The organism is Microbulbifer maximicatervae (SeqCode), from assembly GCF_052467065.1.
On the sequence record NZ_CP174299.1, the window covers coordinates 1,890,678 to 1,915,367 of the forward strand.

A 24,690-nucleotide genomic window follows, 5' to 3' on the forward strand; every position below is an offset into this window, starting at 1 on the left:
CAAGCTGCTCTGCACTTTTCCTTGGTAGGTGTTGCAGATATTAGTCAGTTTTTGGGAAGAGAAATGGGCGCAGAGGTGGCGAATTATGGTGAATTCAGGCAGTAACTATAGGGTGGTGAGGCACCACCCCGAATATTATCAGAGTGCGGCTTTGGTGATGGTTCCTACCAGGTAGCCGGTATATACGAGGTAAGCCATTAGCAGCGCGGAGCCTTCCCAGCGATTGATTCGGCCCTGGCCTTTGAAGCCGTAGGCAAAAATAAACAGGGCAATTGTGAGGCCCAGAACCATCGGCCAGTCTCGGGACAGCACCTCGTGGGGTACGTTGTTCATGGGAGCAATGGTGCCGGCAATGCCAACCACCGCCAGCAGGTTGAACATATTGGAGCCGACAACGTTACCGATGGCGATATCGTGCTCACCTTTTCGTGCGGCCACTAAAGTTGCGGCCAGTTCCGGCAGTGAGGTTCCCAGGGCAACAATAGTCAGGCCTATCACCAGATCACTGACCCCCAAAGATTCGGCAATGGTTACTGCTCCCCATACGAGGATTCGGGAGCTGACAATCAATAGTACCAGCCCCGCTACCAACCAAAATATGGCAGTTCCGAGTGGCATAGGGTTGTCTTCCAGCTCAGTTTCTACTTCTCCCTCAAGCTGGTCACCTTTATTGCGCATGGCAGAAAAGATACTCCAGCCGATCAAGGCGAAGAAACCGAATAACAGAACAATACCCTCCCAGCGCTCCAAGCGGTCATTCCACAGGAAGGCACCACTGAGCAGGGTGATTGCCAGCAGCAGTGGCAGCTCTTTACGCACAATCTTTGAGTGTACCGATAGTGGGATCAGCAGGGCACTGAAACCGAGAATCAAACCGGTATTGGCAATATTGGAACCGTAGGCATTACCCAGGGCGAGGCCGGGGTTGCCATTCAAGGCGGCAATGGCTGAGACCACCATCTCCGGAGCGGAAGTACCGAAGCCGACAATCACCATGCCTATTAACAGTGTGGGCATGCCGCAATGTTTAGCAGTGGCGGCAGCTCCATCCACAAAACGATCGGCACTCCAGACCAGCACAATAAAGCCAGCAATGATGGCAGCAGCGGCGAGAAGCATAGGGGGTCCTCAATAAATACATTCAGGCGGGGTTTTTACCCGACAAACGGGGGCCGATTGTACCGGCTCTGACAAATACAAAAAGGTATTCAGTTATTTGGATGGGCTGTCAGGAGCAAATTAACGTAAATGTCCCGTCAGTCAGATGGTTTCGCTGCCAGTGTGGGCTACAGTCAATGCATGGCCCGGTAAATCTGCAGGGTGATAATGGGATGGCGCGCCTAATCGCAAAATCCCTGAGCTGGTGGAGATGTCGGGTAAATCTACGCGGGTCGCACAAAGCAATGCGCGGCAGATTCCGCGATATCCATGTCACCGGCCGCTAAGCCGGGTATTTAGGAGGCCTTTATGAGACTCAAAGCTTCAATTGGGATACTGGCCGCGGCGATGGTTTTGACCCTGTCTGCCTGCGAACAGCGCAAGAAAGATGAAGGGATGGACGGCAATAAAGGAATGGGCACCGCTGAAACCGGTTGCTGCCAGCATGCCGAAAATGCCTGTGCTGGAGATGTGAGCAAATCCCAGTGCGACCAGATGACCGGCAAGTTTCACAAGGATCATATGTGTCGTACCGATACCGGTAAATGCACGCGTAAATAAGGTCGGCTGTGCACGGGTGTGGCGCAACCACTGTGTCGCACCCGGCTCCCGATTACTCTCCCGATCCTGTCCAAGGACCCGTTGCCAGCTGGTTATTCTCCCAGGCGCCAGCTTTGGAGGCTGGTGACTAAAAGCACTCTTCTAGTACTCATTTTTTAGCTGATCCAGAGTTCCTTGACATTAGTTACATCTGCAACTAACTTCGTTTGCGCTTTAAATCCACAATCCGCAGCCCCGCTTTGAAGTGCTGCGATGATAAGAAATGGAGGACCGCATGGCCGACTTATTTGAAAACCCGATGGGACTTAACGGCTTCGAATTCGTAGAGTTTACAGCGCCGGAAAAAGGCATCCTTGAAACCGTTTTTACCGCCATGGGCTTTGAGAAAATCGCCCGTCACCGCTCCAAAGCAGTGGAGTTGTGGCGCCAAGGTGATATCAACTTCATCACTAACTACGAGCCCGACAGCCACGCCTATTACTACGCCCAGGAGCACGGTCCCTCCGCTTGTGGCCTTGCCTTCCGCGTAAAAGATGCCAAGTTCGCCTACGAAGAGGCCCTGCGTAAAGGTGCACAGCCTGTTCATGTGAATACCGGCCCGATGGAACTGCACCTGCCGGCAATCAAAGGTATTGGCGGTGCGACCCTATACATGATTGATCGCTACGAAGATGGTGAGTCCATCTACGATATCGACTTTATCTGGGAAGAAGGCGTAGAGCGTCGCCCTGAAGGTTGTGGTTTCCACACTCTGGATCACCTTACCCACAACGTGTATCGCGGCCGTATGGATTACTGGGCCAAGTATTACGAAGACCTGTTCAACTTCCGCGAGATTCGTTACTTCGATATCAAAGGCGAATACACCGGCCTGCTGTCCAAGGCGATGACTGCACCGGATGGCAAGATCCGTATTCCGCTGAACGAAGAAGCAGCTGGTGGTGGCGGCCAGATCGAAGAGTTCCTGATGAAGTACAACGGCGAAGGTATCCAGCATATCGCTTTTGCTTGTGATGACTTAATTGCCTGTTGGGATCGCCTGAAAGAGCGCGGCATGGAGTTTATGACTCCGCCGCCGGACACCTACTACGAAATGCTGGAAGAGCGCCTGCCTGGGCACGGTGAACCTACTGAAGAATTCCAGAGCCGTGGCATCCTGCTGGATGGCACCACTGAGGGCGGCCAACCACGCCTGCTGCTACAGATTTTCTCCGCTAATATGCTCGGCCCGGTATTCTTTGAGTTTATCCAGCGCAAGGAAGATGAAGGGTTTGGTGAGGGTAACTTTAAGGCCCTGTTCGAATCCATTGAGCGCGACCAGCTCAAGCGTGGCGTCATTAAAGAAAAGGAATAATAACGGAGGCTTCAATGGGCATTAAGCGCATTCACCACGTGGCGTATCGCTGTAGGGACGCCAAGGAGACAGTGGAATTCTACCGCGATCTTCTCGGCATGGACTTCCAGCTGGCCATTGCCGAAAACGAGGTACCCTCAACCGGTGAGCCGGACCCTTACATGCACGTCTTTATGGATGCGGGTATGGGGAATGTGCTTGCCTTCTTCGAAATCCCCAACTCCCCGGAGATGGGGCGCGATGAGAACACACCCAAATGGGTGCAGCATATCGCTTTCGAAGTGGAGTCCATGGAAGAAATGCTTGAGACCAAAGCACGACTGGAAGCGGCCGGGGTCGACGTACTCGGCCCTACCAATCACACTATCTTCCAGTCGATCTACTTCTTCGACCCCAACGGCCATCGTATCGAGCTGGCCGCCAATACCGCCAAGCCCGGTATGCACAAAGAGCTGAAGCGGGTTGCTGAGGATATGTTGGAAGAGTGGTCGCGTACTAAAAAAGCCCCAAGGCACGCCGCCTGGATGCATGGGGAAGAAGAATTTGTGGAAAAAACTGAAGGGGAGGCACAGTGAAGTTAGCCAGCCTTAAATCCGGCCGCGATGGCCAATTGGTTGTTGTTAGCGACGATCTTACCCGTATGGTGCAAGCTGGCGATATTGCCCCCACCATGCAGAGTGCGTTGGACAATTGGGCATCAGTCAGCAGCGAGTTGGAGAAGCTACACGAACGCCTGCAAAGTGGCGAGATTCAAGGGGAAACCTTTGACCAAACTCTGTGTGCTTCGCCTTTACCGCGCGCATATCACTGGGCCGACGGTAGTGCTTACGTGAATCATGTTGAGCTGGTGCGCAAAGCCCGCGGTGCCGAGGTGCCGGAGAGCTTCTACAGCGATCCGCTCATGTATCAAGGTGGTTCCGATACATTCCTGGATCCACGCGAGCCGGTAAAGATGCCGCAAAGCAATGGCTTTGGCATCGACTTCGAGGCAGAAATTGCCGTGATCACCGACGATGTTCCTATGGGGGTGTCCGCTGAGGATGCGCTGTCACATATCAAGTTGGTAATGTTGGTCAATGATGTATCCCTGCGCGGATTGATACCTGCGGAACTGGCCAAAGGATTTGGTTTCTACCAGTCCAAACCCTCTAGTGCTTTCTCCCCTGTTTGCGTAACCCCTGAACAGCTGGGTGAAAACTGGAGCGAGGGTAAATTGCATCTGCCACTGGTTTCCCATCTGAATGGTGAGAAGTTTGGCGAGCCCAATGCCGGTGTGGATATGACCTTCCACTTCGGGCAACTGGTCGCCCACGCGGCCAGAACTCGTCCACTTTGCGCAGGCACCATTATTGGCTCTGGAACGGTGTCCAATAAGTTGGATGGCGGCCCCGGTAAGCCTGTAGCAGAAGGCGGTGTTGGTTACAGCTGTATTGCCGAGATTCGCATGATTGAGACCATCCAGAATGGCTCTGCAAGCACGCCATTTATGGACTTTGGAAATACCATTTCCATCGAGATGCTCGATGATCAAGGGCAATCTATCTTTGGACGTATTGAGCAGACTGTAGAGCAGGTTTAACACCGCTTAGCCAAACCTCGACCGAATTTTATCCCCTGGAGTTAGCGACCTAGGGACAGATTTTGGTCGAGGCATCTTACCTACCACTTTGCTGTTGAATCATTCCTGCCTAAATTTTTCACAACCAACTTAGTAGTGCTGTATTGAGTGGCTAAAAGTGTGCTGGCAAAGAGACTGGCACAGGCGTTGTTGTTTAGTTTTCTATGCAATTTAATGCATAGCTTTTTACTTGCACACCTACTCTAGCAGTTTGTTGTTACAAGCCACTTTTTTAAACTGATGAGTTTTGTAAAAGTATACTTTCTATAAATTGCTATGCGTCCTATTTGAGATTAAGAATGATAAATATTTATAAGTAAAAATAACTTCTTATCTCTATTTTGTCTTCGCAGTTAGAAACGGCTAAATATTGCTTGTTGCCAGATTATTTTTGGCTAGTAGATTTCAACAAAGTAGGATTCATGCAAGGTTAACGCTAGATAAAAAAATAGTGCCAGAGTCGATTTAAAAAGCGCTTTTATACTCTGTTGGCCCTGGAACTTTTCTGGTTCAATGCCCGCCCAATTCACAGGCGCTACAAATTTTCAGTTTTTAAAAAAGGATTTGTGCAGCGTTTTTATCTCATAAAATGAGGGATCGAATATGCCTATTTGGGTCGATAAAACCGTTCTCGCTGTAACTGGAACACGCGTAAACCCCGTACAACAATCTGTAGCCAATCATCGGGGTCAACTGACATACAACTTCAGCCAGTGTAAGGATCCGGTAAAAGCACAAATCACTATTCACGAAGATACTTCTGGCGGTGTTTGTGAAGCGCTTTCCGCCTTTTGGATCAAGCATCACTCTGATGGAGGGAGCTTGTGGGATTGGTTAATGCCAGCGGGTGTACTGGATGAGCAACACTTATTTCACGTAATGACCCTGCAACAGGCGGGCACACAGAATAACCAGGACAGAACTACAGAAGCCTGGCTGAGCACACAAAATATCTTCCCTACCAGTCAAAATGTATTTGGTGGAGCTTTTCCGAATGGCCGGGGAGGAAATACTATCCGGGGTATTCACAATCCCCGTAGAGCGCAAGGCCAGAGTGGCGTTTTCTCTCCCAATGCTTTGGCCAGGGAGATTATTTTGGATCATACGGGTGGTGCTGGATGCTATAAGAAGATAGGCCTTGATGGCACTTTTGCAGGTCATGCAATGGCTGCCTGGGTTGCGCAGGACATTACTTTTTTTGACCCCAACTTTGGTGAATTCTGGTTCGAATCCAGAAATTCATTCTTTAATTGGTTTACCCAATCATTTTGGCATAACTCTATGTATTCAGTAGGGCTAAGCGGTGGCTATGAAGTTCGCTCTTACGCTCGCCGCACATAAATTGGCAGTAGCTATTTTTAGTGGTTAGCAATCCACTACCAATTTTTTCCTCTTAGCCCTTCCCCCATGGGCGCTCGGCAGCCGGGTTCACCCGGCTGCCTTTTTTAATTTTTATCACTTCTACCTATTTCACTTCTTATCATTGACTCATTTTCAAGTCGTAATTATCTGGAGGTAATAAGCTCTATCTCTAGAAAGATAAAACCAATTGTCGCCAACTACAAAAAAATATTTCCATTTAGATAGTTTCCATGTCATAGGTCAATTTTTTTGCACCCAAAATAGTACCAGAGTCGAATTAAAGGACCTGTGTAATCTGACTGGCAAGCGTAGCTGGGTCTGTTCTAACATGGAATTAATCGTAAATAGCCATGATATTCTTACTCATAAAAAATAGTGCCAGAGTCAAATAAATATTTTCGCCTCAATCTATTTCGAACTGCTATCTATGGCCTGAGAAAAGAGTGCCAGAGTCGATTTTAAAAAAAAACGGACACCTATCTGCTCTGTAATTTTTCTGTTTCAATCTAATGCATATACCGGAAAGCACTTCTCAGAAGCAGTTAACTAATCGCTGAATAAGTGTTTCTACATTGTGAATACAGGGGAGATGGACATGCCGATTTGGTTTGATAAAACAGTACTTGCACTTACCGGGACAAGGGTTGGTCCTGTTCAGCGATCTGTGGCCCAGCACGGTGGCACACTTCAATATAATTTCAGTCAATGTTTGGATCCGGTGAAGGCACAGATCACCATACACCAGGATACTGCTGGCGGAGTCTGTGAATCCCTGAGTGCCCACTGGATTAAATTTCACGCAGAGGATGGAAGCCTTTGGAATTGGCTATTCCCCAATAATACATTGAGTGAGCAACATCTTTTTCATGTGATGACCTTGCACCAGATTGGTGGAAATGCACCAAACCAGGATCAGGTCTCAGAGACGTGGCTGCAATCTCACAATATTCTGCCTCTTCAGAATAATGGCGGTGTGGGTATCGCTGGGCCAAATGGTCAGCGCCAAATTCACGTGGTCACAGGCCCTCGTTTAGATCGTGGGCAAACTACTATGCGCAACTCTGCAGCGCTTGCCGATGAAATTATTAGGGAGCCGACGAGAAGCGCTGGCTCTTACAAGAAAATCGGTATTTCAGGTAAGGTGGGTGCCCACGCCATGGCAGCCTGGGTTGCGGAAGATGTGTTGTTTTTCGACCCAAATTTTGGAGAATTTTGGTTCCCAACCAAGAACGCATTCCGCAACTGGTTTGTAAACTCTTTCTGGAATACATCTATGTATGCCATTGGTCTGAGTGGGAGCTATGACGTGCGCTGTTATGCACATGCCACCTAAGTTGCCAGCCAACTGATTGACCGCTTGGTGGAGGAAATTATACTCCTCCACCCCGCTTGTGGCGGTATGTCTATTCCGCTGAGTCACTATTATCCATCCTTCGTGTATAGTGCTGGTACAAGCTTGCCACGCCTACTCTGTAGGGTAACTAAAAGAGCAAGCTCTGTTGTTCTTTTTAGATACCAACAGCACTACGGAGCCAAGGGTGAAATTCAAGAGATCACTTACCTACTACCTCAAGTCCTTAACAGGACCGCTTATTGCCACTAGCCTATTGATGCCCTCAGCCTGGGCAGCAACTGCTACAGAAGAGCTTCAAAGTGTTCTTAAGGATCACTGGCAATACACGCTGAGAGAAGACCCGATTACTGCCGGGCGAGTTGGCGTTTCCGATTACAATCGAGAACTGCCCGGGGTAACTGCAGAGGATCGTCAACGTCGTATAGAGGCTGAGCAGGCCTTTATCCGGCGCCTTGAGGCTATCGACCAGAGTAAGTTAAGTGCTTCAGACCGCGTCAATAGTGAGCTTCTCTCTTGGGTTCTTGCCAGCTCAGTTGAGGAAGAGGAACTGTTTCTCGACCGAATTCCTCTAAACACCTTCTCAAGTTTTTACGCAAGTGCACTTGAGGCAAATAGTGGTTTGGCGATGAGGGATACCGCCGACTACGAGGACTATATTGCCCGTATCGGTGAATTTGGTCGCTACTTCGATGAGAACATTGCCAATATGCGCGAAGGTATTCGCTCTGGCTTTGTGTTGCCCAAAATCGTTGTAGAAGGTATAGCGCCAACTGTTCGCGCTCAAGTATATAAAGATCCCAGTAAAAGCAGCTTGTATAAGCCTTTTGCTGAGATGCCGAAAACCATCGCGCCCGATGAGCAGAAGCGTCTGCGAGAGCAGGGCTTAGCTGTGATTAAGCAAGTAGCTATTCCCGCATTTGGACGGGTAGCGGATTTCCTTGAGGGCGACTACCTAAAGGCGGCCACAAAGACTTTGGGTGCTGAACAGATGCCTGGTGGTAGCGACTACTATCGCCACAACATCCGCTACTACGTGACCCTGGATCTGGACCCTGCGGAGATTCATCGCACGGGCCTTGCTGAAGTGAAGAGAATCCGTGCGGAAATGAAAGCCCTGATCAAGGCGTCAGGCTTTAAGGGCGGCTTTACAGAATTCACCCAATTCCTGCGCACAGACCCGCAGTTTTATGCCAAAACACCGGAACAGCTGCTCAAGGAAACGGCCTATATATCCAAGCGTATTGACTATGTATTGCCGGAGTTCTTTAACTTACTGCCGCGTACTCCCTATGGCGTGGTACCAGTTCCCAGTGAAATAGCACCTAACTACACTACGGCCTCCTATAATCCAGCCGCCATTGGCGGTACTCGCGGTGGTGCCTACTGGTTGAATACTCACGGGCTGGACCAGCGTCCCTTGTATGAGCTACCTGCTCTTACCTTGCATGAAGCTGTACCGGGCCATCATTTACAAAATGCTCTCTCGCAGGAGCTTGAGAATGTACCGGACTTTCGTCGCAACCTTTACCTGAGCGCTTATGGAGAAGGTTGGGCCCTTTATTCTGAGAGGCTGGGTAAAGAGATGGGACTGTACACCACTCCCTACGAGCACTTTGGACGCCTCAGCTATGAAATGTGGCGTGCCGCACGCCTTGTGATTGATACTGGTATTCATTCTCAGGGGTGGTCACGACAGCAGGCATTAAACTTTCTTTCCAATAATACATCCCTCTCTCCGGCTAATGTACGTGCAGAAGTAGATCGCTATATATCCTGGCCGGGGCAGGCGCTATCTTACAAGATGGGGGAAATTAAAATTCGACAGCTGCGAGCTATTGCGGAAAAAGAGCTTGGCGATAAATTTGATTTGCGATCGTTTCACGATGCACTGCTAAGTAATGGTGCTTTGCCTCTTTCGATGCTGGAAGAACAGATGCAGCGCTTTATTGAAGAACAGAAGTCTGCCTAAGCCTACCCTGAATCCCATTCACTACCTGTGGGTGGGATTCAACCTTTTCAATATGTCCTCTGTCGTAAGCAAAACTTTCTTTTAGATAGCTGAAAATACAAGCTCCTTTAGTGGCACAAACTGCAATATTTTTGTCTCATATTTGGAGTGGAGGTTGTGTAGGCAATAAAGGTCTAATAATCACACAATATGTATTTTTTAAGATTGAATACCTGGTTATTCTTTCCTTTTACATTTTTATGAGAGGTAAAATGAATATCTTTAAGTGGGTGATTTTTTTAGGCTTGTCTCTGATAAGCGTTATGGCTTTTTCCTCAGCGAAAGTAACAGATAAAATAACAATTGATTTTGAGAGTGCTGATAGATTAGTTGATATTTTATCTGGAGACAAAGTATCTGATAATCAATTAGATAAGCTGATGAGTTTACAGGGTATACAAGCAACGATCCATCAAACCTCAAGATTTGACAATAAGGCCAGTGCTGAGTCATTTCGGTCTAGTTTGATCGATGTTGTTGAAGGTAATCCAGTTAAAAATGATCCCTTTAGATTTCAACAGTTAAATGAACGATTGTCCGAAGTCGAAGATATTCTCAAGATAATAAAGCGCAATCCTCAGCAATATTTAAATAGTGTAAAGAGGGGAATTGGTGATTATTCTCCTAAAGATATTTCCTTTGATACCAATATTTTTATGGTAGTCGGGGGAACTTCTGACGGTTGGGCCCAAGATGATAACTTTTATATTGCGCTGCAGTATTTTAAAGGAGATTATGAAGGTTTACTGACACTTTCAACGCATGAGTTATATCATGTTGCTCAGTCCAATTTTTATGGAAAGGGAAAAAATCCAGACTCTAATTGTGAGAAAATCTTAAATCAAACCCGTCTGGAGGGTATAGCCTCTATTGTGGGTTCTCCATTAAATGTTACAGACGGAAAAGAGTACACAGAATGGTTTAAGAAAAAATTTAAAAGAAATTTACAGCGAATAGATAGTAACTTTGTTTTATTTGAAACAATGCTTTTTCGTGCATGCATTGACTCAAGTTTAGACTTTGACAAAATCTATCATTTGGGTTTTTCTGCAGTATGGGATAGCCCGCTGTATTTTGTAGGTTTCTATATCGGCAATAGAGTCGAAGAGTTAAAGGGCAGGGATTACCTGATTTCACTTTTACAGGAATCACCTTCAGCTATGTTTAAAGCTTATATCAAGCTTTATAAAGATGAGGAAAATAAAGATTTAATAAAGTTCGATAAACCGATTGAAGATATTATTCTTGCCATATAGCACCTAATCAAAACTCTAAGAGTTGGTTCTGGAAATTCTAGGCGCCTTGAGTAGGCGTCTAATTCTCTTGTTACATACCCTGATCTTCCCGAAAGCATCTAGCTTAAGCAAATTATCGATTAATAAGTTTGAAAAAAGGTGTATAGCTGTCTACTTTAAGTGGTACAGCCTTTATCAGACTTGATTATATTCAAATTAATTTACTTATTGTGTTTACATTTAATTCTGCTGCTTTGAGAGAATTATAAAGAGAATTTGTATGCCTAACAGTAAAGTTGGGGTGGTGATACCAACATACAATGAAAACAATAATATTGTTAATACGTTGAACTCTATTGTTCATAATAATACGACTGATGTAAAAATTTACTTATCTGACGATAATTCCTCAGATACCACGGTCGGGTTGGCCGCTGATTTTCTTCAGAAAAATAGAATCCCATATAAAATTATTTTAAACGATGGTAACAATGGGGCAGGCTATTGTAGGAATAGTGCTCTCGATCAAATAGCTGAACCGCTGACTTTATTTTTTGATGCCGATGATCTAATCCTCCCAAATATGTTGGATCGAGCTGTTTCAATTGCTACAAAAGTTAACAGTGATGTTTTGTTGATGGCCTATCAGTGTAGATTTCCGGGAAGCACTATTAATCTCGGTATGGCAGGTGATGACAATTTTATTTTCTACAGAGCGCTTAGAACCTTTGGTAACAGGACTTTTTCCACTTTTGATCATGATAGCATTCTATGTTTAACACCCTTTCCTTGGAATAGATTGATTAAAACCAGTTATGCAAAAAGGGTTTCCCTTAGATTTTCACAAACGCCTGTACATAATGATGTGTTAGCACATTGGAATTTGCTCACAAATGCTAAATATATTGCATTATTTGAATCCCCTTTTTGTATTCATAATGTAGATTCCACAGGAAATAGGCTGTCAAATATTTCAGATGCACGGCGTACATCTGTATTACAGGTTTTTGATGAGGTTGAAGACTTCTTTAATAAGAATATTAATCTTAGAGATAGATTTTACCACTTGTATGTCAAAAGCAAGTTAGCATTGTTTAACTGGTGCTGGCGTAATCTTGACGAAGAGTATAGGGGGAGCTTTCAATCTCAGTTTACAAGATCTTTTCTATCATTGAGTAATGCGGATTTGAGAATGCTCTTTGACAAAGATCCAGATACTGCTAATTCTGTATTAGATTACCGAACTTCAGTGGTATGCGCATGATTTCGATTGTCGTTATTTCAAAGTCTAGCGGTGTCTATCTCAATACCTGTCTGCAGAGTATTATTCGACAGCAGTACAAGGACATAGAGATACTTGTTCTTCATTTTTGCGAAAATGATGAGCGAAGCCGGATTAATAGCTTTACAGGTTCAATGCCCAGAATTCGAAGTATTCATATTCCGAGTACTTCACAGATTGATGACCAGCTAATTTTTGAATTTGGAGTAGAAAATACTTTAGGAGAGTATGTTGGATTTATCGATGAGGGAGATTGTTGGTACCCTACATTGATTCCTAAATTACAGGATATAGTCAATAGTGAGAATCCAGATGTAGTATTTTTTAGCCATAATAAACCCCTACAAAAATTCTCAGAATCCATTGGTGATAAATCCAGGTTTGTTTTAAAAATAAATTCTATAAATGTCAGGAGGTTTTATCGCAGGGACTTTGTTTGTGGAAATAAACTATCCGAATTTATTTTGGGTTCCTGCGTTAATGGTCACTCTCTACATTGGATAACAACCGTCAAGGCTAAATCAATATTAGTTTTGCCAGATATTGGGTCGTATAGTTTAGTCAACATAGATGAAAAGAAAAGTGATCTAATGGTTCAGCGATTGGTGAATCAATACCACTTTGTATTTGACTACTTAACAAAAAATGCTAGAGATGCGGATTATAAGAATGATCTTCTGGGATGTTGGTTGCTGTATTTGATAGAATTACGACCGCTTTATGGTGATAAAAAAGTAATTTCTCTATTAACCAAATCAAAATTAGTCGAAAAATATACAGAAAGAGAATTTAATGAAGCTTTGGGCAATCTGAAGTTGGACAGAGATAAGCAGAGTTTGGTGAAAGAGTGGTATTCTGACTGCAATAAGATGGATAAATATTTAAATCTATTTTATAGGTTGCTACCATCAAAGCTATCTAGCTATATACGACAAAATGGTTTTAGATACTCCATGAGCAGAGGTTTTCAAAATACTTATTATCGACTGCCTGACTGGGTAAAGTCACTGATAAACTTTACCAGGAAACGAGCCAGGAGAAGAGTTTCCAATGATGAATTGCTAGAGAGATTAGAATATCTAATAAAACAGAGCCGGTTTGAGCAGTATATGTCGATAATCAATGAGGATTTTGAGAGCAAGCTATCGAATCAAATCACCGAGATCAAGAAGGAGTTGATGGAGCTTAAAAAAGAAGTTCATTAAAGATCTTTTTAGATGCTCCATAAAACAATCCAAAGTCTCAATGTTTAATCTGATCTTTCTGAGTTCCAGCCACCTCCATACCCTTCAGAAGATATAATCTATCCATCCCATAGAGTGGATATATTTTATTAACATTCCACCACACATAAGAACTACCATTCCCCGTAAATAACCAGGGTTAATTTTAAATAGAAAATGAGATCCCAGCCAGGCACCTATAACTTGTCCAATCATCATTAAGATTCCCGCAACCCATAAAATTTGACCGGCAAATAAGAATACGATTAAAGATGCGATATTAGTGGAAAAATTGAGAGGTTTTGCATTGGCCGTGGAGGTTAGTAAATTCTGTCCTCTACAGGCAACGCCTGATAAGGCAAAAAATGATCCAGTTCCGGGGCCAAACATACCATCATAGTAACCAATAAATGGGATTACGCCATATTGGTATTTCTTTCTTGAGATCTTGGGTTTAGTACTACTATGAGTAAGGGATGGAGAAACTATAAAATAAATAGCGATAAATAAAAGAACAGCAGGGATAATAAATGACAAAACATCAGTATTAATGAACTGTACTGCTATTGTGCCCATGGCTGCGCCAATAAAGGCAAATAGCATTAGATTTTTAATTCCATCCCAACTGATCTTGTTGTTTTTAAGCATCATGTAGGTAGCAGTTGCAGTACCAATACTGCCTTGTAATTTATTGGTGCCCAAGGCAGCTAGTGGCGGGACGCCACTAAGAATAAGGGCCGGTACAGTTATCAGGCCGCCCCCACCTGCTAGTGTATCAAGTAGGCCCGCAATAACAGCGACGAAAAACAATATAAACAATAACTCTACAGAGAGGCTAGCGAACTCCAAGAAGGTATCTCCTTTCGCTTGGTATTATGGTAGATAGTGAATAGTACCAAAAATAATTTTTTAGTCGGTTTGCACCGGAATTCCAAAATTAATAAATCGATTTTTTTCCATGCCACCACATTAGGAAATTCTCTCCCACTGAATATTGGGGCAGGGAGTGGCGGCTTCTTTTAATCCCCTGTTCCTGTTCCATCTCGGTTACTTTTAACTTGGCGGCTTCAAACCATGCCTCAGGATTATTCACTCCCTGATTGAGGGCTTCACCGTAAAGCGCGGAACTAAACCAGGTGCGCTCGGAATCATCGCTACATCCAAAGGAGCTGCGATCCGCAGCGGCCGAAGTAAAGATGACCCGATTGGGGCTATGTAGGGCTTCTACCCATTGACCGGAAAAGCAGGCTGAAACAACGATCCACTGGTACTGGGCGTTAATATTGTCCAGCAATCGTTGCCCATCTTTCAGTGAGAAATCATTTAGGGGAATCTCCCCCTCGGCAATTTTGAAATCTCCATTTCGAGCACCATGGCTGACCAGGTGTATGAGAAGTAAATCTTCTTTGGGGTCCATTAATTGATCAATAGCATTGAGGCTTTCCTGGATACTGGTGCGGGTAGCCAGGGGGAAACCGTATCCGCCGCCGTTACTGAGGAGCAGCATACGTTGGTCAATGCTAAAGGCTTCATCGAGGCGCTCTGCCACCCAGTTCAGCTCCCTGGCAAATACTGGAGAGGTACCGTCACCACCTATCAGTAGGGTGTAAATATCGCGTACGCCGGGCCGCTGTGAGGGGAGGGCGGCTATGGCGCTTTGTAAGCGCTCACTCTCACTGTAGAGCCTGGCTTCTGCTTGGGCACCGGGAATATCCGTCTGTGCGCGCCAGGCGTCTTCGCTGGGGTAATAGGTACCCCCGGAGAAATAGGCAGACTCCTCGACAGTGTTTCCTTCAGCATCCGTACTTATTCGTACGCCTTCTCCTTCTGCTTCTCCATAGCGGAAAGTAGCACGGATGATCGTACCGTCGGGCTGTGTGAGTTCACCTTCGCCGGAATAGGAGCCGTACTCGAAGCTGCCGGTATAGAGATAGCCATCGCTATCTGAGTAGCTGCCCTGTATTAAGTATCCGTATTCAAAGGCACCCTGATAAAGGCTGCCATCTTCCGCAGTGAGTTTGCCTTCGCCGTGGGGATCAAAGTCTAAAAATTCACCATGATAGCTCCCATCTTCATCCCAATTTAAAGTACCGCTTTGCAGCTCCCCTTCACGGAATTCTCCCGCCCACTCAGTTTCATCACAGTTGTAGCGGCCTTTGCCATGGAATTCTCCGTTTAGGAACTCCCCTTCGTAGCTACAGCCATCACTTCCAGTTAACACACCTTCACCTGTCATACGACCTTCTCGAAAGTCGCCACGATAATGGCTGCCATTGGGCCATTCGAGCTGACCCTGCCCATGAAACAGACCGTTAAGCATCTCGCCTTTGTAAACAGAGCCATCTGGCAAGGCGGTACCACCTGCGAACTGGGTTGGCTCACAGGCGCTGAGTAAGAAAATAAACGGAGTTAAATAGATGTATCTCATTCCATGATCCAGCGCCCGGCTTTTGGAATCAGACTAACAAAAAAAGATGCCAGAGGGCCTCTATGTTTTATTCAACTGGTCGAATTTAAGACCGTATTTATCTAAAAGTTGGCGTACCCGGTGTGAGTCGTTGTTGGATTTTTTTGAGGTGCGGCTCACTTGAAATAATTTGCGTCCGGCCTCTGCCATCGAATTGGACTCTGCACAAACCTGAATTAGCCCAGCTAGTTTGATTTGCTCGTAGTAATCCATCTGCTCGATGTGGTCACGCCCCAACAGTGTTTCGATACGGGCAAGGGGTAGCGATGAATCTGTTAGTGGGTTTTGCCATTTAATTCGCAACCTATGGATTTCCTCTTCCACTACCTGAGTCGTGATACGCCCACCGTCGGCGAGGGTACCCATACGCAGGATACTGGCGTTAAGGTCGCGAAAGTTCGCCGACCAGCTGGCCTCGCGGGAGCGCCCAAAACTCAGGTACTTTTCCCGTGCTGCTCTATTAAAGCTGACAAGATGCCCGGATTTCCTGGAGAAAGCCTCCAGCTCAAAATCTATATTGGGTTCCAGGTCTTCAATACGCTCTCGTAGAGAGGGCAGTCGGTAGGTCCACAGATCGATACGGGCGAGCAGGTCCGCGCGAAATTTACCTTCTTGGCAGAGCTGTACCAGATCCCGGTTGGTACCGGCGATCAGCTGGAAGTGACTGCTTACTTCCTTATCAGAGCCGAAAGGCATAAAGCGTTTGTGCTCAATCGCACGCAATAACATGGCCTGCTCATCCAATCCCAACTCACCGATTTCATCGAGAAACAGTAGGCCCTTATCTGCTTCCATTAGCAAGCCTGGACGGTGGGTGGTGGCACCGGTATAGGCGCCTTTACGATGGCCGAACAGGGCGGACATGGCATTTTCGCCGCGCAGGGTGGCGCAGTTAACGGCTACCAGGCCACCCTCCAGCTTGCCCCGCTGCTTGCGTAGTTCAAAGACACGCTGGGCCAGCTGGGATTTACCTGCCCCTGTGGGACCGGTAATTAGTATGGGGGCGTCGGAGCGAATCGATACCTGCTCCAGCTGCTCGATCATCTGGTTAAAAGCGAGATTGTTGGTCTCGATTCCCCCCTTCAGATAGGTGGTGCCCTCCTGGTGTTCCCTCTGGAAGCGCGAGGCAATCTGGTCGTATTTGGACAGATCCAAATCGATGATTTGGTATTCGCCCGGCAAGCTACTGTTCTTTCTCGCCGGGGAAGTTTGCAGCAGACGTCCGGGGAAATACCCCGCCTCTGTTAGCAGGTACAAGCAGATCTGCGCTACATGAGTACCGGTGGTGATATGCACCAGGTACTGCTCGTCATCCGGCTTGAAGCTATAGGCGCGGGCGAAATCCAGCAGATTGCTATACACGCTCTCGAAATCCCAGGGGTCATTGAAGTTCACCCGGTGGTGGACCACCTCGGTCTCTGGAGACACCCGCGCAATATCTTCTGTGACCTGGTCAGCCAGGTTTTTTGAGTGGTTGTCGAAAAGGAGCTCCAGCCGATCGATCAATAGATCATCGTGCTGGCACATGGAAATGTTTGGGCGCCACTTATCCCAGCGCTTGTCGCCTTTGCCGCGCCGGTCCTTGCTGGTACCGAGAATACTGATAGCGATTGTCTTCATGCTATCTAAAATATGATTTAACTATCAGAAAAGATAGAAATTTATGAATTCCTTATCTCAAAAAATCTCCTAAAAATTCCTGAGAAAAAAATAAATCGTTTAAAAACAATAATTTACAAGTATTTTTCAACTGTCCGCAAAAGTTGGCACTCAATTCGCTATATCAATAACTAAACGAAACGTATGAATACCAAGCGCGGTTTCAAAAGGAGTGGAAGATGAAACCAATGCCATATGAAGTAATGCAGGCAGGTGGGGTACCGATTAAGTCCTGGACCCTGGGTGTGCCTTTTGAAGATGAGGCCAAAGCGCAGCTCAAAAATATCTCGCAGATGCCATTCGTCCATAAATGGGTCTCGGCGATGCCTGATGTACATCTGGGCAAAGGCGCCACTATTGGCAGTGTGGTCCCAACTCTGGGGGCAGTAATTCCCGCTGCCGTAGGGGTGGATATTGGTTGCGGCATGATGGCGGTTCGCACCAGCCTGACGGCGGCGCAACTGCCGGACAACCTGGCTGGAGTGCGCAGCGCCATCGAACGCGCCGTGCCCCACGGCCGCACTGGCCGACACCGGGGAAGAGGGCGGGACAAGGGGGCCTGGGAGAATCCACCGGACGATGCACTTGCCGGTTGGGCGCCTCTAGCCGCCCAGTTTGAACTGCTCAAAGAGAGGCATCCGGTATTAAAAAATACTAATAATATCAACCACTTGGGAACGCTTGGCACAGGCAATCACTTTATCGAGATGTGCCTGGATGAACAGGGTAGCGTGTGGTTGATGTTGCATAGTGGTTCTCGGGGAGTGGGAAATCGAATAGGTACTTACTTTATTGAGAAAGCCAAGCGGGATATGGAGCGCTGGCATATCCACTTACCGGACAGTGACCTGGCCTATTTCCCGGAAGGTACCGAGCACTTTGATGACTATGTGCAGGCGGTGGAGTGGGCGCAGGAGTTTGCCCGTATCAATCGCGAAGTAATGATGGTGCGAACTATTAGCGCGGTGAAGCAGGCCCTGGGGATGGATTTTGAGGCACGGATGGAAGCGGTGAATTGTCACCACAATTACGTTTCCCGCGAGCATCATTACGGCAAAGATGTGTTGGTGACCCGGAAAGGCGCTGTAAGAGCGCGTGCCGGCGAAATGGGTATTATTCCCGGTAGTATGGGGGCCAAGTCATTTATTGTGCGGGGGCTGGGTAACGAAGAAAGCTTCTGTAGCTGTAGCCATGGGGCCGGGCGAGTGATGTCCCGTACCAAGGCCAAAAAGCTGGTCTCCCTGGAAGAGCATCGCGCGGCCACCGCCGATGTGGAATGCCGAAAAGACGAGGGCGTGATCGATGAAACCCCATCGGCCTACAAACCTATTGAAAAGGTTATGGCAGCACAGAAAGACCTGGTGGAAATCGTCTACACCCTCAAGCAAGTGGTTTGCGTCAAAGGTTGACGCGTTTTAGGCCAGGGATCGGCCGAACTAAAGCAATTGCTAAAGCATGCAGGTTGCCGGGCGAATTTGCCGGGTTGCCGCAACCGAGTTTGAGGCCTTTAGCCCGTCAGCGGAGCCGGTTCTGAATTCCGGCCCGGCACCACCGCCTATGGCGGCAGGTGTACCCACGGGATAGAAGTTCAAACGCCTACTTTGTAGCTCATTTGGTAGAGCAGTCGATAACTTATCGATTGGTAGCAGGTTCGATTCCTGCCAAAGTCCCATCGTTATCCAAACGACCTGGAAAGAGGCGAGAGCCTGGGGTTCGACTCCCCATTAAAAATCTACCTGGGGTCCGATAGCCTCCCAATACGGTAAATAGGATTTAGCGATTTACTGCGGAGGCATTCTGGCAACTGTGTCGTTAATCGTGGGTCTGCCCTGTGCGATCCAGCGGCAAGATTTATGATTGTGTCTCCAGGCCAAGGATTTTGGCTGCAGGCTCAGGGGGAGCCAAGTGGGGAAAATCGTAATTCCTCTGCCGCTGGGCCCCGCTCGGCACAAACGGTTTACCACCTGTCGCTGGACGGGCCCCACCCTTGCGGCCCAATGGGGTAGCGCAGTATGGAAATGGAATAAAAGATAAGAACCATGATATCTCTGTTCAAAATATGGAAGAACGTGGATGTTGCGGATAGCGAGCGAGTGTTGCTATTTCGCCGCAACCGTTTTGAAGGGGTGCTGCCACCTGGCAGCCATCGTATATCCCTATTGTCCGGTGATGTACGGGCAGAAACTTACGATATTACCGATGTGGTATTCGGTGAAATCAAAGCCAAATTTTTGTTAAACACCTATGGTGAGATCCTTGGTGAATACCTGCAATCCTATGAATTGTCAGACCATCAGGTGGGATTGTTTTACCGGGATAATCACTTGGTCGATATTTTGCCACCGGGTACTTTTCGCGCTGTGTGGAAGGGTGGTGAATCCGTGCGGGTGGAAATCGTGGATATCTCTGAGGAATACGCCATCGATAAAAAAGTCCTGGGCTTACTGGGGCGAGGTGTACGTGCTGGACAAATGCGCACCGCCCTTCAGGCCGTAAACTACAACGAGATTCCCGATGAGCACGTGGGCCTGTTAATGGTCAACGGTAAGTTAGAAAAGGTGTTACAGCCCGGCTGTTATGGCTACTGGAAATACAACCGCTCTATCGAGGTCAAGGTACTGGACTTGCGGTTGAAAACCATCGAAGTTAGCGGCCAGGAAATTCTGACCAAGGATAGGGTCAGCCTGCGTGTCAATTTAACCGGCGCTTACAAAATTACTGATGCAAAAAAGGTGGCGCTAAAGCTCAGCGATAGTACAGGCTTTATTTATCGCGAATTGCAGCTGCACTTGCGCGAGGCCGTGGGTACCCAAACCCTGGATAGCCTTCTGGCTGATAAGGACAGGTTGAATATAGTGATTGCGACTGGCATCCGCGACAAGCTGGCGAAATATGGTATCGAGCTTACCAGTGTCGGGGTCAAGGATATTATTTTGCCCGGCGATATGAAAATGATCCTTAATCAGGTTGTAGAAGCACAGAAGGAATCTGAGGCAAATCTGATTAAGCGCAGAGAAGAAACCCAAGCAATGAGATCTCTGCACAATACCGCCAAGCTGATGGATAACAACCCGGTACTGTTGCGCTTGAAAGAACTGGAAGCTTTGGAACGGGTCAGTACCCGCATCGATAAAATTTCCGTATATGGTGGTCTCGATGGGGTGATGAATGAGTTGGTGAAGTTACGCCCTACGGCTTAAAGGCGCCATTCACCAAAAAAAGATGTAAATTTTAAGGAATTAAACAGTGATTGAGATAGACGGCGCCCAGGGGGAGGGCGGCGGACAGATTTTGCGGACTTCCCTCACTTTGTCTGTTTGTTTGGGAGTACCGGTCCGAATTAAGAATATTCGAGCGGGTCGTAAAAACCCCGGTTTGTTGCGCCAGCACCTAGCCTGTTTGCGAGCAGCCAAAGCAATTAGCCATGCCGAAGTTAGCGGCGAACAATTGGGTGCTTCGGAAATAACTTTTGCACCGGGAAAAGTGCGTCCCGGTAAATACCACTTTCCTATTGGCTCGGCCGGTAGTACCAGTTTGGTGTTTCAAACCGTCTTGCTACCGCTGTTATTGTCCGATGGTGTCAGTGAGCTGTGTCTTGAAGGCGGCACTCACAATAAAAAGGCTCCCAGCTTTGATTTTATAGCCCAGGCATATTTGCCCCTATTGGCTCGTATGGGCGCCGGTGTGGAAGTGGTCCTGGATGATTATGGTTTCTACCCTGCTGGGGGTGGCTCATGGCGCACACGTATCCAGCCGCTATCGCAGTGGTCAAAACTGGAGCTGACAGAACGGGGTGAACTTCTGGATGCTGAAGCTGTGGCGACCTCGGCCCATATTCCTGCTCATGTGGCCCAGCGGGAGTTGGCGCAGGTACGTAAGAAGTGCGAATGGCGATCGGAGCGTCTGCATCAAAGGCAGGTGAAGTCCCAAGGGCCTGGCAATGTACTTTCCCTGCGTCTGCAATCCCAGCAAGTGACTGAGGTGTTTGAGGCTATGGGGGAGCAGGGTGTTAGCGCTGAGCGCGTTGCCGATCGCGCGATTCGGCAGATGCAGCGCTATATGCACGCCGGCGTGCCAGTGGGCGAACATCTGGCCGACCAGCTAATACTCCCATTGGTGCTGGGGGCCGGTGGAAGCTTCACTAGCCTGAAGCCGAGCCTCCACCTCTTGACCAATATCGAAGTTGTGCGTCAGATAACAGGAGTGACCATCGGTTTGAACCAAGTGGGAGAGGATCAGTGGCGAGTAGTGGTTGAGAACTGCTAAGAGAAAAGAAAGCCCGATGTTAGGTACAAGGGGCTGGGTTGCCCCAGCCCTGAGATATTGCCAAAGGCGTCGAAAAATTGTTTAAAAACAATAAGTTAGAGTTTTAGTGTTCTCTGTAGATGCAGCGGTAAACCGGAAGGCGATTAAAAGCCCTGCTTTCACACCTCTTGTTCCCCTCATCTGCGGGGTCCTCCTATCTCACTAATAGCTATTTGGTTTGCCTGTCCCATCTTTGAGGTAATCCTGAAGGCTCCCTGGCAAATAGTAATCCCATCCGCTTTTGCACATCTTCCAGCATTTCATCTCCGGTGAGAGACCGATATGGGTAAAGGTGAGGCGGGTACCACCGGGTTCGTTAGCAAATTCAAAGCGAAGAGTACTGCCTTGCCATTCTTGGGGATCATCAACCTGCTCAGAAACCATATTAGACTCTATACACTCAAGTTCGATTAACTTCTGCGGTACCAAAGCTTTGGCGCGAAATACCCAGTAGGACTCGCCACCAAATCCGGTCTTGGCGGTATCACCCACTGCCAGGAAAGGGCCGCTAGTTGGCGTCCACCATTGGGACATCTTTTCAGCAACTGCCCGGTAAGCTTCTTCCTGAGTGACAGGGCTTAAGAAAGAGGTGGTGTAGTCAGGCATGATTGTCTTTCCCTTTTGTTTTCATTGCTGGAGCGAATTTGAATATAACTTTTAGCAGCTGGCATTACTTTTACAAGTTTTTAAGCCCATTAATTTTTCTGGTAAATATGAAAACTATTTCGTTTTTTGTTAGTAGCCGCCAGCTTTGTATTTTCAACTGCGCTTAATCAATATTCTTTCCTGTAAGAAATTTTTATTCATAAACCTCCGGTAAATCTTTCTAAAAGCGAGGCATCAATCTGATATACATCAATAAATCGCTGGGTACTACGCCTGCATAATTCACTCGCACTGGGATAACTGCTGTGATCGGTAATAGTTTCGATCATATTTGTGCAGTTGCCTTCCACCCAAAATATTTTTGCAAAGGAACGGCGAATGAAACAACAGAAATTGTCCACCGTAATCGCGGTCATCATCCTTGGCATTTCCGGCTCTCAGGGAATTGCAGCAGAGAATGAAAGCGCCACACTCACTGATGCACTGACTTCAGGGCAGGCGGGGGTAAATCTTCGCTACCGGATAGAAAATGTTGATCAGGACAATATGGACGATGTTGCTATTGCCTCAACCTTGAGAACCCGCCTGAATTGGACCAGTGGCAGTTATCGTGGTTTTGATGCGTTTTTTGAAGTGGATAACATTAGTGAAATTGGCAATGACAATTACAATTCCACAGTGAATGGCAATACCGAGCACCCCGTCGTTGCCGACCCCCAGGGCACTGAGGTTAATCAAGCCTATTTAAAGTACAGTGGTTTCAACTCCATGGTGATTGCAGGTCGACAGCGCATTAACCTGGATGATCAGCGCTTTATCGGTGGCGTGGGTTGGCGCCAGAATGAACAGACGTATGACGGCCTGCGTTACCAATTTGGCGGGGAAGGGGAGTTACAGCTGGATTACAGCTATATCTACAACGTAAACCGTATTTTTGGTGAAGACAGTGACTTATCGGACCTGGATGGGGATATTCAACTATTTCATGCCAGCTATCCACTGGTAGAAGCGCATAAGTTAACTGCCTTCTTCTACAACCTGGACCTGGATAATGCTGAGAACTTCTCATCCCGTACTTTCGGTGCCGCTTACCGGGGAGATTTTGGCCTGTTCGAAACTCAGCTGAGTTATGCCCGCCAGGAGGATATCGGCAATAATCCCAGTAATTTTGCAGCCGATTATTATCTTGCTGAAGTTGCCGCACCATTGGGGCCGGTAAAAGGCAAGTTGGGTTATGAAGTTCTGGGTTCTGACGACGGTGTGGGTTTTAGCACACCACTGGCGACACTACACAAATTCCAGGGCTACACAGATAAGTTCATTGAAACTCCAGCGGATGGTGTTGAAGATTTATATCTCGGTGCCAGCCTGGCGCTTGCCGGGGGAGATTTGGGAATTACTTACCACAGTTTTGAGGCCAATGAAGGTTCAGCAGATTACGGGACTGAGTGGAATATCAGTTACGGTCACGAGTTTAATGAATATTTCTCAGCGTTGGTAAAATACGCAGCTTACAATGCAGAAGATTACAGTGAAGATACCGATAAGCTCTGGTTGATGCTTACAGCAAAATTCTGATTTTTGTTAATTAACAATTTTTAGGTAGATATAAAAAAGCTGGGCTTGTATATAACGAAGCCCAGCTTTTTCTTGTCTCAGCAGTAAATTTGTAATCTACTTATCCATTGTTAGCAGGCCGGAAACCTCACCTTTGGGGTCCAGCTGGGTATGCAAGTTAACAAAGACCTTCCCATCCATTAGCGCCTTGCGATAGGGCTCCTCCACCATCCACTTGCCCATGATATATCCACTGGTGCCTTCAGCACATTTTTTTGTCAGGCCGTGCTTGCCCTTGTCAGTTTTAGTCTCTGGCCAGTCGGGAACCATACCCGGGTGATTGGGCATTCCGCAGATAGTTTGAATAATTGGGCCACTGGGTTTACCCGGCTTGCAAATAGGGGGCTCTTTGCCATCGCCTGCACATTGCATATGGAAGTGCGACATTGCCACCCCGCCCTTTGATAGATCGCTGTAACCCACCATAAAGTGCAGCATATGTGACTGTTTGTCGTAGGCGCCAATAAAGAAGCCATCGGCATCTTTGGGGGTTTGCGGATTCACCTTCTTGCCGAGCATATTCTCATTAGCGGTGGTTAAGTCAGATTTAAAGATGGTGAACATCTTGTCATTGCCCGCTTTGGACCAGGCTTTCTCACCACCAGCCCCATGCTTGGCAGCTGATGGATCTTTCTCTTTTTTGTTATGGCTATCGGAAACCGTGAATGCAGAATAAGCCAGCAGAAATACTGCCAACATTAAGAAAGTGGCTCTGGGCAATGAACTCAGTTTCATAAACCTCTCCTCTCTATTAAATCGATATAGTCATTGCTTGATGGAATGGTTGGATGCCAGGCCATCGAGGAGGCTGATATTCACCAATGTCATCGGTGTGAATCACGGGATAGGCTAGCGATAAGTACTTGTAGCATATGGGCTCG

At 47.2% G+C, this 24,690-nt stretch carries 20 protein-coding genes and 1 tRNA gene; 15 read left to right on the top strand and 6 right to left on the bottom strand.

The window, feature by feature from the left end; all coding sequences use genetic code 11:
* Nucleotides 1-138: 138 nt before the first annotated feature.
* Nucleotides 139-1,119, bottom strand: a complete 981-nt coding sequence (locus ACJJI1_RS08415; protein ID WP_413663970.1) for a calcium/sodium antiporter — start codon at nt 1,117-1,119, stop codon at nt 139-141.
* Between the two features lie 348 nt (nt 1,120-1,467).
* On the opposite strand from ACJJI1_RS08415, the gene ACJJI1_RS08420 reads away from it, so the two are divergent.
* The 10 genes from ACJJI1_RS08420 to ACJJI1_RS08465 all read left to right on the top strand — a co-directional run bounded on the left by ACJJI1_RS08420 (nt 1,468) and on the right by ACJJI1_RS08465 (nt 13,137).
* Nucleotides 1,468-1,719 (top strand): hypothetical protein, encoded by a 252-nt coding sequence (locus tag ACJJI1_RS08420; RefSeq protein WP_413663971.1) that lies wholly within the window; start codon nt 1,468-1,470, stop codon nt 1,717-1,719.
* Nucleotides 1,720-1,993: 274 nt separating this feature from the next.
* The gene (gene hppD / locus ACJJI1_RS08425) at nt 1,994-3,073 is read left to right on the top strand and encodes a 4-hydroxyphenylpyruvate dioxygenase (RefSeq protein WP_413663972.1); all 1,080 of its coding nucleotides are present in this window, start codon (nt 1,994-1,996) and stop codon (nt 3,071-3,073) included.
* Nucleotides 3,074-3,087: 14 nt separating this feature from the next.
* Nucleotides 3,088-3,648 (top strand): VOC family protein, encoded by a 561-nt coding sequence (locus tag ACJJI1_RS08430; RefSeq protein WP_252084079.1) that lies wholly within the window; start codon nt 3,088-3,090, stop codon nt 3,646-3,648.
* The gene (locus ACJJI1_RS08435; RefSeq protein ID WP_444959069.1) at nt 3,645-4,652 is read left to right on the top strand and encodes a fumarylacetoacetate hydrolase family protein; all 1,008 of its coding nucleotides are present in this window, start codon (nt 3,645-3,647) and stop codon (nt 4,650-4,652) included. The genes ACJJI1_RS08430 and ACJJI1_RS08435 overlap by 4 nt, the downstream gene beginning before the upstream one ends.
* A 642-nt stretch (nt 4,653-5,294) precedes the next feature.
* On the top strand, nt 5,295-6,032 hold the full coding sequence (locus tag ACJJI1_RS08440; RefSeq protein ID WP_444959070.1) for a YopT-type cysteine protease domain-containing protein: 738 nt from the start codon (nt 5,295-5,297) through the stop codon (nt 6,030-6,032).
* Between the two features lie 616 nt (nt 6,033-6,648).
* Nucleotides 6,649-7,386 (top strand): YopT-type cysteine protease domain-containing protein, encoded by a 738-nt coding sequence (locus ACJJI1_RS08445; protein WP_413663975.1) that lies wholly within the window; start codon nt 6,649-6,651, stop codon nt 7,384-7,386.
* 205 nt (nt 7,387-7,591) lie between these two features.
* The gene (locus ACJJI1_RS08450) at nt 7,592-9,376 is read left to right on the top strand and encodes a DUF885 domain-containing protein (RefSeq protein ID WP_444959071.1); all 1,785 of its coding nucleotides are present in this window, start codon (nt 7,592-7,594) and stop codon (nt 9,374-9,376) included.
* 251 nt (nt 9,377-9,627) lie between these two features.
* Nucleotides 9,628-10,671, top strand: a complete 1,044-nt coding sequence (locus ACJJI1_RS08455; protein WP_444959072.1) for a DUF5700 domain-containing putative Zn-dependent protease — start codon at nt 9,628-9,630, stop codon at nt 10,669-10,671.
* A gap of 259 nt (nt 10,672-10,930) precedes the next feature.
* Nucleotides 10,931-11,914: a glycosyltransferase family A protein gene (locus tag ACJJI1_RS08460; RefSeq protein WP_444959073.1), complete on the top strand. Its 984-nt coding sequence runs from the start codon at nt 10,931-10,933 to the stop codon at nt 11,912-11,914.
* The gene (locus ACJJI1_RS08465) at nt 11,911-13,137 is read left to right on the top strand and encodes a glycosyltransferase family 2 protein (RefSeq protein WP_444959074.1); all 1,227 of its coding nucleotides are present in this window, start codon (nt 11,911-11,913) and stop codon (nt 13,135-13,137) included. Before ACJJI1_RS08460 ends, ACJJI1_RS08465 begins: the two co-directional genes overlap by 4 nt.
* An 84-nt stretch (nt 13,138-13,221) precedes the next feature.
* Here ACJJI1_RS08465 and ACJJI1_RS08470 read toward each other — a convergent pair whose 3' ends face one another.
* The 3 genes from ACJJI1_RS08470 to rtcR all read right to left on the bottom strand — a co-directional run bounded on the left by ACJJI1_RS08470 (nt 13,222) and on the right by rtcR (nt 17,242).
* Nucleotides 13,222-14,004 (bottom strand): TSUP family transporter, encoded by a 783-nt coding sequence (locus tag ACJJI1_RS08470; protein ID WP_444959075.1) that lies wholly within the window; start codon nt 14,002-14,004, stop codon nt 13,222-13,224.
* A gap of 88 nt (nt 14,005-14,092) precedes the next feature.
* On the bottom strand, nt 14,093-15,583 hold the full coding sequence (locus tag ACJJI1_RS08475) for a C13 family peptidase (RefSeq protein ID WP_444959076.1): 1,491 nt from the start codon (nt 15,581-15,583) through the stop codon (nt 14,093-14,095).
* Between the two features lie 60 nt (nt 15,584-15,643).
* Nucleotides 15,644-17,242 carry an RNA repair transcriptional activator RtcR gene (gene rtcR, locus ACJJI1_RS08480; protein ID WP_444959077.1) on the bottom strand — a complete coding sequence of 533 codons (1,599 nt, stop codon included), beginning with the start codon at nt 17,240-17,242 and terminating at the stop codon, nt 15,644-15,646.
* 218 nt (nt 17,243-17,460) lie between these two features.
* On the opposite strand from rtcR, the gene ACJJI1_RS08485 reads away from it, so the two are divergent.
* The 4 genes from ACJJI1_RS08485 (at nt 17,461) to rtcA (ending at nt 21,547) form a co-directional block, all read left to right on the top strand.
* The gene (locus ACJJI1_RS08485; RefSeq protein WP_444959078.1) at nt 17,461-18,690 is read left to right on the top strand and encodes an RtcB family protein; all 1,230 of its coding nucleotides are present in this window, start codon (nt 17,461-17,463) and stop codon (nt 18,688-18,690) included.
* Between the two features lie 189 nt (nt 18,691-18,879).
* Nucleotides 18,880-18,951, top strand: a tRNA-Ser gene (locus ACJJI1_RS08490).
* A gap of 369 nt (nt 18,952-19,320) precedes the next feature.
* Nucleotides 19,321-20,481, top strand: a complete 1,161-nt coding sequence (locus ACJJI1_RS08495; RefSeq protein ID WP_444959079.1) for a slipin family protein — start codon at nt 19,321-19,323, stop codon at nt 20,479-20,481.
* A gap of 46 nt (nt 20,482-20,527) precedes the next feature.
* Complete coding sequence (gene rtcA / locus ACJJI1_RS08500; RefSeq protein WP_444959080.1) at nt 20,528-21,547, top strand: RNA 3'-terminal phosphate cyclase; 1,020 nt, start codon at nt 20,528-20,530, stop codon at nt 21,545-21,547.
* Between the two features lie 201 nt (nt 21,548-21,748).
* Here rtcA and ACJJI1_RS08505 read toward each other — a convergent pair whose 3' ends face one another.
* Nucleotides 21,749-22,192, bottom strand: coding sequence for an SRPBCC family protein (locus ACJJI1_RS08505; RefSeq protein WP_444959081.1), 444 nt, complete (start codon nt 22,190-22,192; stop codon nt 21,749-21,751).
* Nucleotides 22,193-22,570: 378 nt separating this feature from the next.
* On the opposite strand from ACJJI1_RS08505, the gene ACJJI1_RS08510 reads away from it, so the two are divergent.
* Complete coding sequence (locus tag ACJJI1_RS08510) at nt 22,571-23,770, top strand: alginate export family protein (RefSeq protein WP_444959082.1); 1,200 nt, start codon at nt 22,571-22,573, stop codon at nt 23,768-23,770.
* 96 nt (nt 23,771-23,866) lie between these two features.
* On the opposite strand, the gene ACJJI1_RS08515 is transcribed toward ACJJI1_RS08510, so the two are convergent.
* Nucleotides 23,867-24,544: a CHRD domain-containing protein gene (locus tag ACJJI1_RS08515; RefSeq protein ID WP_444959083.1), complete on the bottom strand. Its 678-nt coding sequence runs from the start codon at nt 24,542-24,544 to the stop codon at nt 23,867-23,869.
* Between the last annotated feature and the right edge of the window lie 146 nt (nt 24,545-24,690).

Coding starts and splice junctions, on each gene's coding strand:
- ACJJI1_RS08415 (WP_413663970.1), bottom strand. CDS start 1,119: ATGCTTCTCGCCGCTGCTGCCATCATTGCTGGCTTTATTGTGCTGGTC.
- ACJJI1_RS08420 (WP_413663971.1), top strand. CDS start 1,468: ATGAGACTCAAAGCTTCAATTGGGATACTGGCCGCGGCGATGGTTTTG.
- hppD (WP_413663972.1), top strand. CDS start 1,994: ATGGCCGACTTATTTGAAAACCCGATGGGACTTAACGGCTTCGAATTC.
- ACJJI1_RS08430 (WP_252084079.1), top strand. CDS start 3,088: ATGGGCATTAAGCGCATTCACCACGTGGCGTATCGCTGTAGGGACGCC.
- ACJJI1_RS08440 (WP_444959070.1), top strand. CDS start 5,295: ATGCCTATTTGGGTCGATAAAACCGTTCTCGCTGTAACTGGAACACGC.
- ACJJI1_RS08445 (WP_413663975.1), top strand. CDS start 6,649: ATGCCGATTTGGTTTGATAAAACAGTACTTGCACTTACCGGGACAAGG.
- ACJJI1_RS08455 (WP_444959072.1), top strand. CDS start 9,628: ATGAATATCTTTAAGTGGGTGATTTTTTTAGGCTTGTCTCTGATAAGC.
- ACJJI1_RS08460 (WP_444959073.1), top strand. CDS start 10,931: ATGCCTAACAGTAAAGTTGGGGTGGTGATACCAACATACAATGAAAAC.
- ACJJI1_RS08465 (WP_444959074.1), top strand. CDS start 11,911: ATGATTTCGATTGTCGTTATTTCAAAGTCTAGCGGTGTCTATCTCAAT.
- ACJJI1_RS08475 (WP_444959076.1), bottom strand. CDS start 15,583: ATGAGATACATCTATTTAACTCCGTTTATTTTCTTACTCAGCGCCTGT.
- rtcR (WP_444959077.1), bottom strand. CDS start 17,242: ATGAAGACAATCGCTATCAGTATTCTCGGTACCAGCAAGGACCGGCGC.
- ACJJI1_RS08485 (WP_444959078.1), top strand. CDS start 17,461: ATGAAACCAATGCCATATGAAGTAATGCAGGCAGGTGGGGTACCGATT.
- ACJJI1_RS08495 (WP_444959079.1), top strand. CDS start 19,321: ATGATATCTCTGTTCAAAATATGGAAGAACGTGGATGTTGCGGATAGC.
- ACJJI1_RS08505 (WP_444959081.1), bottom strand. CDS start 22,192: ATGCCTGACTACACCACCTCTTTCTTAAGCCCTGTCACTCAGGAAGAA.
- ACJJI1_RS08510 (WP_444959082.1), top strand. CDS start 22,571: ATGAAACAACAGAAATTGTCCACCGTAATCGCGGTCATCATCCTTGGC.
- ACJJI1_RS08515 (WP_444959083.1), bottom strand. CDS start 24,544: ATGAAACTGAGTTCATTGCCCAGAGCCACTTTCTTAATGTTGGCAGTA.